Here is a 7,657-nt window from a genome sequence, read left to right as displayed (position 1 = left end):
CGACGCGGGGTGGAGCAGCTCGGTAGCTCGCTGGGCTCATAACCCAGAGGTCGCAGGTTCAAATCCTGCCCCCGCTACCACGGTGGATCGCACAGACGGTCCTGGTCGAGAGGCCCCCGGGATTCCCGGGGGCCTCTCGTCGTCTCCGGGACGCTCTCTGCGCACGGCGCCCTGATGCTCCGCACGCGGCCCCGTCAGCACGCGAGCGCGCGGCGGGGGGAGCACCATGGGAGGACGGCAGCGTCGACTCGAGGACGAGACGGAGGGCAGCAGCATGAGAGCCTCGGTAGGGGACAGGATCGTGACCGCCGCCGGCGTGGTGGGTGGTGCGGTGCGTGACGGCGTCGTGGTGGAGTGCCCGCACGGCGACGGCAGCCCGCCGTACCGGGTGCGCTGGTCGGACACCGGTGAGGAGACCCTGCTGTTCCCCGGCCCCGACTCGCTGGTGCAGGAGCAGGGCGCCGGCGCCGGGCAGGACCAGGAGGCCGAGCCGCGGCCCGCGCGGTCGGTGACGTGGCAGGTGCAGGTCGCGCTGGTGGAGTCCGCCGGCAGCACGACGGCGGAGGCGGTGCTCGTGGCCGGCCCGCCCGAGCACGCCGACGTCGGTGCCCTGCGGGCGGTCGGGCACGCCCGCAAGGACCCCGGCGACGAGGAGGTGCCCGTCATCGGTGACGAGGTGGCCGCGGGCCGGGCGCTCCGTCGGCTCGCCGACTCGCTGCTCGGGCAGGCCGAGTCGGACATCGCGGCCGCCACCGGCCAGCAGGGTCACGTGCACACCTGAGCTGTGAGCGGACGCACAGCCGCCGCCGTTCCGCCCGGAACGCCCCGCGCATAGGGTCGATGTCGGCCCGCGACGGCATCGTCGCCCCTGACCAGGAGGAACCAACCGTGCGCTCCCGACTCGTCCTCGCCACCGCCCTGGCACCCGCCCTCGTGCTCGGCCTCGCCGCGTGCGGTGCCGACGACGCCCCCTCGGACGGCGGGGCCGCGCCCTCCGACGCGCCGACGGCCTCCGCCGGCACCGAGGCCTGCGACGCCGCGGACCTGCCGACGCTGACCGAGGGCACGCTGACCGTCGGGGCCTCCGAGCCCTTCGAGCCCTGGTACGTGGGCGAGCCCGCCAGCGGCGAGGGCTTCGAGTCGGCCCTGGTGTACGAGGTGGCCGACCGCCTGGGCTACGCGGCCGAGGACGTCGAGTGGACGTCCGTCACCTTCGAGCAGATCGTCTCCCCGGCGATCAAGCCGTTCGACGTCGCCGCGTACCAGACGACGATCACCGACGAGCGGGCCGAGGCCGTCGACTTCTCCAGCCCGTACCTCACCAGCCGGCAGGGCGTCATCGTCGCCGACGACGGCGAGTTCGCCGACGCCGCGAGCCTGGCGGACCTCAGCGGCGCCAAGGTGGGCGTGACCGCCTCCCAGACCTCGCTGGAGGCCGCGGAGCAGGCATGGGGCGACGACGTCGAGGTGGTGCCGTTCAACGGTGCCGGCGACGGGATGACCGCGCTGACCTCGGGCACCGTGGACGCGATGGTCATGGACGTCGACCAGGGCGTGGCCGCCTCGACGGTGTACTTCCCCGACACGACCGTCATCGGCACGCTGCCCGACGTCGGCGAACCCGAGCAGCTCGGTCTGGTCCTGGACAAGGACTCGGAGCTCACGGCCTGCGTGTCCGCCGCTGTCGACGAGCTCGAGGCGGACGGCACGCTGGACGAGCTGCGCACCACGTGGCTCGACTCCGACGACATCGAGCAGCTCTCCTGAGCGCATGACCGACTGGCAGCCCTCCGCCAGGGCGCGCGAGCGGCAAGCCTTCCGACGGGCCCAGCACCGCCGGGCGCTCGCCGTCGCGACCGTGGCGACCGTCGTCGTCGTCGCTGCCGTGGCGTACGTCGTGGCCACCGCTCCCGGCTGGGAGCGGGCGCGGACGGCGTTCTTCTCGCCGGAGCGCGCGGTCGAGGTGCTGCCCGAGGTCGCCGAGGGCCTGTGGCTCAACCTGCGGGTCTGGGTGGTGGCCTCGGTGGTGGGCCTCGTCGTCGGTCTGCTCCTCGCCGTCGTGCGCACCTCGCGGCTGCCGGCCCTCTTCCCGCTGCGCGTGCTGACCGTGCTGTACGTCGACGTCTTCCGCGGCGTGCCCGTGCTGCTGGTGCTGCTCCTGGCCGGGTTCGGGCTGCCCGCCCTGCGCCTCGAGTGGCTGCCGGTGAGCGCGGCGTTCCTCGGCGGCCTCGCCATCGTGCTGACCTACACCGCCTATCTCGCGGAGATCTTCCGGGCGGGCATCGAGTCGGTGCACCCGTCGCAGGTGGCCGCGGCGCGGTCGCTCGGCCTGACGCGGGGACAGACGGTGCGCCGGGTGGTGCTGCCGCAGGCGGTCCGCAACGTCACGGCGCCGACGGCGAGCACGCTCGTCTCGTTGCAAAAGGACTCCGGGCTGATCTCGATCCTGGGTGCCGTGGACGCCATCCGGGCGGCGCAGATCGCGACGACGGGCGACTACAACTTCACGCCCTACGTGGTCGCGGGCGTGCTGTTCCTGCTGCTGTCGATCCCGCTGACGAGGCTCGTGGACGCCTGGTCGGCCCGGCAGGGCTGGCGCGGCCGGCTGCGTGGCGTGAGCGGTGCGGGGGTGATCCGGTGAGCGACGCCCTGCTGTCGTTGCGTGGTGTGCGCAAGAGCTACCCGGGCACCAGGCGGGGGGCCCCGCGCAAGGTCGTGCTCGACGGCATCGACCTGGACGTCACCGAGCACGAGTGCGTGGTGGTGGTCGGCTCGTCCGGGTCGGGCAAGTCGACCCTCCTGCGGGCGATCGACCTCCTCGAGGAGGTCGACGACGGCCAGGTGCTGCTCGACGGGGTGGACGTCGCGGACCCGTGGGTGGACGCGGACGCGGCCCGCGCCCGGATGTCGATGGTGTTCCAGCAGTACAACCTGTTCCCGCACCTGCGCGTGCTGGACAACGTCACGCTCGCCCTGCGGCTGGTGCACGGCCGGGGCCGCGCCGCTGCCGTGGCGGCGGGTCGGGAGATGCTCGAGAAGGTCGGCCTGGCGCACAAGGAGCGGTCCTACCCGGACGAGCTGTCCGGCGGGGAGCAGCAGCGGGCGGCCATCGCGCGGGCGCTCGTCAGCGGACCCGAGCTTCTGCTGCTCGACGAGGTGACCTCGGCGCTCGACCCCGAGCTCGTCGGGGAGGTGCTCGACCTGCTGGTCGCCCTGCGCGACGAGGGCACCACGATGGTGGTCGCGACGCACGAGATGAGCTTTGCCCGGGACGTCGCCGACGAGGTGGTGTTCCTGCACCAGGGCCGCGTGCACGAGCGGGGCACGCCGACGCAGGTCCTCGACGACCCGCAGCGCGAGCGCACCCAGGAGTTCCTGCGCCGCCTGCGCTGAGCCGGGCCTCGGACGGCACGTATCAGACGGCCGTGCCGGACCCTCCCTCAGGACGAGGAGAGGTGACCGCGATGAAGCGTCTGGTCCTGTGCTGCGACGGCACCTGGAACCACGGGGTGAACCAGCACGTGTCGAACATCGAGAAGATCGCCCGGGTGGTCCGGCGCGGTCTCGTCCCCGCCGACGACGGCCCGGGCGTCGTCCAGCAGGTCGAGTACGTGGGCGGCGTGGGCGCCCGCGGCTACAAGATCGACCAGGTGCTCGGCGGCGCCTTCGGCTACGGCCTGACGCGCAACGTCGTGGACGGCTACCGCTTCCTCGCCATGAACCACGAGCCGGGCGACGAGATCGTCGTGCTGGGGTACTCGCGCGGCGCCTACACGGCGCGCAGCGTGGTCGGCATGGTGGGGCAGGTCGGACTGCTCACCCGTGGCGCCATCCTGGACGGCCGGCTGCCGGAGGCCGAACGGCTGTACCGCCGTCGGGCGCGCGGTGCCGAGGCCGAGGAGGCGCTGGCCCGGGACCGCCGGGACTTCCGCCGGGCGCACGGCCAGGAGGTGCCGGTGCGGTTCCTCGGGGTGTTCGACACGGTCGGTGCGCTCGGGGTCCCCGTGCTCGCGCGGCACCGCTATCAGTTCCACGACGTCCGGCTGGGCGACCGGGTCGAGGTCGCCCGGCAGGCGCTGGCCATCGACGAGCGACGCCTGACGTTCGCGCCGTGCCTGTGGCAGGTGCCGCCGGGTGCGGCCGACCGGGTGCGGCAGGTGTGGTTCCCCGGTGGGCACGGGGACGTCGGCGGTGGTGGTGCGCAGTGCGGGCTGTCCGACGTCGCGCTGCTGTGGATGGTGGAGCAGCTGCGGGCGGTGGGCGTCGCGATCGACGAGGACTCCCTCGCCCGGCAGACGGCGGTGCGCGGCGACCTGGTGGTGGCGACCCGTCCCCGCCTGGCGTTCCGGTTCGTCAACGGGGTGCGCCGGATGGTGCCGGGCGGCCGCACGGTGGACGGGCGGGAGGTGTTCCGCGGCGGGTTGCGGGTGCTGGCCCAGCGTGACGGCGACGCGTGGCGCGACGCCGTCGCGGTGGCGGCGCCGGTGGTCCGGCACGTCGAGCGGGACTCCTACGCCCAGCACGCCCGGAACCTGCAGTGGTGGCTCGACGGCGCGGGCGGCGTGGGGAACCTGCCGACGGTCCCGGTGGTGGGGCTGGAGGACGACGATCGCGTGCTCAGCTACCGCTCGTGAGCGGAGCGGTCAGGCGCCGTAGGCGTCCTTGACCACGAGCACGGGCACGGGGCAGTCCAGCAGGACGCGCTGCGTGGTGGTCCCCATGAGGAACGTGCCCTGGCTGGAGCGCTTGCGGGACCCGACGACGACGAGCGTCGCCCCGGTCTCCTCCGCCGCGTCGAGGATGGCGTCGGCGGGCTCGGTGTCCTCGTCGCGGGACCTCACGTCCGCGTCGGCGCCGGTGTCGGCCAGCACCGCCGCTAGCTCGGCCGGGACGGGCGCGTCCGCCGGCTGCGGGTCGAGCACGATCACGTGCAGCGGGAGATGGCGCCGCCCGGCCTCCTCCAGCGCCGTGCGGACTGCCGCCTCGCCGTGCGGGGAGACGTTGTAGGCCACGAGCACCGTCATGGCACCAACTCTGTCATACCTCGCGGCGGCCGCGTCGCAGCCCGAGCTCGTACGCGGCGAGCGCGACGAGCCACACGGCCGTGATCGGCAGCACGAACCCGAGCATCGCCGAGCCGAAGGGCTGTGTCGCGTCGTGCTCCGCGGCCGCCAGCAGGACGAACGTGACGTACGCCAGGTAGAGCGCGACGAAGAGCGCGCCCTCCCAGCGCCGGATGAGCTGGCCGGTGAACGCGACGGGCAGCAGCGCGAGCGCGACGGCGACCATGAGGGGCAGGTCGAAGTGCACGGCCGCCGGGTCCACGTCGATCCCGCCGGGGGCGACGACGGCGGTGAGCCCGAGGACGGCGCCGATGTTGAACGTGTTGCTGCCGACGATGTTGCCGACGGCGAGGTCGCCCTCCCCGCGCCGGACCGCGATGACGCTGGTGGCCAGCTCGGGCAGGGACGTGCCGACGGCGACCACGGTCAGGCCGATCACCAGGTCGCTCACGCCGAAGCTCGTGGCGATCTGCGTCGCCCCGCGCACGAGGAGCTGCGCCCCCACGACCAGCAGGGCCACCCCGACGGCGACGAGCACCACGTCGAGCAGGATCGAGCGGGCCCGGGTCGTCCGGAGCCGGCTCGGGGCGTGCGGCTCGGCGGCGGCCGGCTCGGCGGCCTCCGCCGACGATGCGTCGCTCCTGCCCCGGCGGGAGCGGACGACGGTGACGACGACGTAGACGACCAGCAGCGCCAGCAGCAGGACGCCGTCGACCGTGCTGAGCGTCCCGTCGAGCGCGAGGACCAGGGCCAGGACGGACATCCCGATCATGACGGGGATGTCCGTGCGCACCACGCGCGACGTCACGGCCAGCGGGACGATGAGCGCGCAGACCCCTAGGACGAGCAGGATGTTGGCGATGTTGCTGCCGACGACGTTGCCGACGGCCAGCCCGGGGGACCCGGACAGCGCGGCGCCGGCGCTCACGGCGAGCTCGGGGCTGGACGTCGCGAAGGACACGACGGTGAGGCCGACGACGAGGGAGGACATGCCCATCGTCCGCGCCAGCGACGCGGCGCCGCGGACCAGCGCCTCCCCGCCGCCGACGAGCAGCACGAATCCGGCCAGGAGGAGCAGCACGCTCGAGAGGCTCACGCGCCCAGGGTACGGGCGTGCGAGCCTCTCGACGGGCAGCCGCGGCGGGCGGCCGGGTCAGGACGCGGCGAGCTGCTCCACGACCTGACGCTTGGCGCGGGTCAGCATGCCGGCCATGCCGTTGAGCCGCAGCGCGCTGACGGCACGCGTCAGCCCGAGCTGCAGGGGGAACTCCTCGGGCACGTCGAGCACCTGCTGGGCCGTCAGACCCGACAGCCCCTGGGCGAGGATCGAGGCGAACCCCCGCGTGGTGGGCGCCTCGGGCGGGGCCGAGGCGTAGAAGTGCACCACGCCGTCGTCCAGCTCCGCGAAGGCGCGCACGGGCGACTGGCACTCCTCGACCTTCTCCAGCAGGCCGGGCGCCAGCGCGTAGCGCTCGGGGAGCTCGGGCAGCTCCCGCGAGAACTCCAGCAGGAGCTGCAGCCGGTCGGGTTCGGTCAGGGCCAGGAAGTCCTCGCGGATCTCGGCGAGCTGGGCGGGCAGCTCGGGCGTGGTGGGCGCGGCGTCGGTCATGGCTCCAGTGTCTCTCAGGCGGCGCGACCCGGGGCCTCGCCCGGCTGGTCGCCCGCGACGATCGGGACCCGCACCGCGTTGCCCCACTCGGTCCAGGACCCGTCGTAGTTGCGGACGTCCTCGAGGCCCAGCAGGAAGTGCAGGGCGAACCACGTGTGGCTGGAGCGCTCGCCGATGCGGCAGTAGGTGATCACCTTGTCGTCCGGCCGGATGCCGAGGCCGCCGGCCGACGGGTCGTCGAGGTAGATCGCCTCCAGCTCGGCGCGCGGCTTGTACGTGCCGTCCTCGGCGACCGCGGTGGCCCAGGGGACGTTGTGCGCGGTGGGGATGTGCCCGCCGCGCAGCACGCCCTCCTCGGGGTAGTCGGGGATGTGGAGGCGCTCACCGGTGAACTCCTGCGGCGAGCGGATGTCCACGAGGGGACCGTGGCCGAGGTGGGCGAGCACGTCCTCCTTGAAGGCCCGGAACGTCGAGTCGTCGCGGTCGACGGCGGGGTAGTCGGCCGGCTGCGGGCTCGGGACCTCGGTGGTCAGCTCGCGACCCTCCGCGACCCACAGGTTGCGGCCGCCGTCGAGCAGACGGACGTCGGCGTGGCCGAACAGGGTGAAGACCCATGCGGTGTACGCGGCCCACCAGTTGTTCTTGTCGCCGTAGAGCACGATCGTGGTGTCGCGGCCGATGCCCTTGGAACCGAGCAGCTCGGCGAAGCCCGGGCCGTCCAGGTAGTCGCGCTCGACGGGCAGCAGCAGGTCGGTGTGCCAGTCGACCTTCACGGCGCCGGGGATGTGTCCGGTCTCGTAGAGCAGCACGTCCTCGTCCGACTCGACCACGACGAGGCCCGGGTCGTCGAGGTGCTGCGCGAGCCACTCCGTCGTCACGAGGCGCTCGGGGTGGGCGTACTCCTGCAGGCGCGGGTTCGGGTCGAGGGGAGCGGGCATGGTGTCCTCCAGAAGGGTGTCGCCGCAGGTGGGTCGCCTGCTGTGCC

General features: G+C 73.6%; 9 protein-coding genes and 1 tRNA gene. 6 read left to right on the top strand and 4 right to left on the bottom strand.

Annotation, left to right across the window (positions count from 1 at the left end; translation table 11 throughout):
- The first annotated feature begins 3 nt into the window (after positions 1–3).
- From MWU57_RS17810 to MWU57_RS17785, 6 genes are all read left to right on the top strand, one after another.
- Positions 4–80: transfer RNA gene (locus tag MWU57_RS17810), tRNA-Met, on the top strand.
- Positions 81–274: 194 nt separating this feature from the next.
- Positions 275–781 carry a dsRBD fold-containing protein gene (locus MWU57_RS17805; RefSeq protein ID WP_246911032.1) on the top strand — a complete coding sequence of 169 codons (507 nt, stop codon included), beginning with the start codon at positions 275–277 and terminating at the stop codon, positions 779–781.
- Between the two features lie 107 nt (positions 782–888).
- Positions 889–1,767 (top strand): transporter substrate-binding domain-containing protein, encoded by an 879-nt coding sequence (locus MWU57_RS17800; RefSeq protein ID WP_246911031.1) that lies wholly within the window; start codon positions 889–891, stop codon positions 1,765–1,767.
- 4 nt (positions 1,768–1,771) lie between these two features.
- On the top strand, positions 1,772–2,641 hold the full coding sequence (locus tag MWU57_RS17795; RefSeq protein ID WP_106266921.1) for an amino acid ABC transporter permease: 870 nt from the start codon (positions 1,772–1,774) through the stop codon (positions 2,639–2,641).
- Positions 2,638–3,393: an amino acid ABC transporter ATP-binding protein gene (locus MWU57_RS17790; protein ID WP_246911030.1), complete on the top strand. Its 756-nt coding sequence runs from the start codon at positions 2,638–2,640 to the stop codon at positions 3,391–3,393. The genes MWU57_RS17795 and MWU57_RS17790 overlap by 4 nt, the downstream gene beginning before the upstream one ends.
- Before the next feature lie 71 nt (positions 3,394–3,464).
- Entirely contained in the window at positions 3,465–4,634 is a 1,170-nt protein-coding gene (locus tag MWU57_RS17785) for a DUF2235 domain-containing protein (protein ID WP_246911029.1), read from the top strand.
- A gap of 9 nt (positions 4,635–4,643) precedes the next feature.
- On the opposite strand, the gene MWU57_RS17780 is transcribed toward MWU57_RS17785, so the two are convergent.
- Genes MWU57_RS17780 through MWU57_RS17765 form a run of 4 tightly spaced genes read right to left on the bottom strand, consistent with a single transcriptional unit; the run spans position 4,644 to position 7,610 of the window.
- Entirely contained in the window at positions 4,644–5,024 is a 381-nt protein-coding gene (locus tag MWU57_RS17780) for a universal stress protein (RefSeq protein ID WP_106266915.1), read from the bottom strand.
- A 13-nt stretch (positions 5,025–5,037) separates the two neighbouring features.
- Positions 5,038–6,159, bottom strand: a complete 1,122-nt coding sequence (locus tag MWU57_RS17775) for a calcium/sodium antiporter (protein WP_246911026.1) — start codon at positions 6,157–6,159, stop codon at positions 5,038–5,040.
- A gap of 57 nt (positions 6,160–6,216) precedes the next feature.
- Positions 6,217–6,672 carry a SufE family protein gene (locus MWU57_RS17770; RefSeq protein WP_106266912.1) on the bottom strand — a complete coding sequence of 152 codons (456 nt, stop codon included), beginning with the start codon at positions 6,670–6,672 and terminating at the stop codon, positions 6,217–6,219.
- 14 nt (positions 6,673–6,686) lie between these two features.
- The gene (locus MWU57_RS17765) at positions 6,687–7,610 is read right to left on the bottom strand and encodes a sulfurtransferase (protein ID WP_246911025.1); all 924 of its coding nucleotides are present in this window, start codon (positions 7,608–7,610) and stop codon (positions 6,687–6,689) included.
- Between the last annotated feature and the right edge of the window lie 47 nt (positions 7,611–7,657).

The organism is Isoptericola sp. S6320L (genome assembly GCF_023015685.1).
GTDB classification, from domain to species: domain Bacteria; phylum Actinomycetota; class Actinomycetes; order Actinomycetales; family Cellulomonadaceae; genus Isoptericola; species Isoptericola halotolerans_A.
Note: the sequence above shows the minus strand (reverse complement) of the source record. Positions and strands in the feature narration are given on the sequence as shown.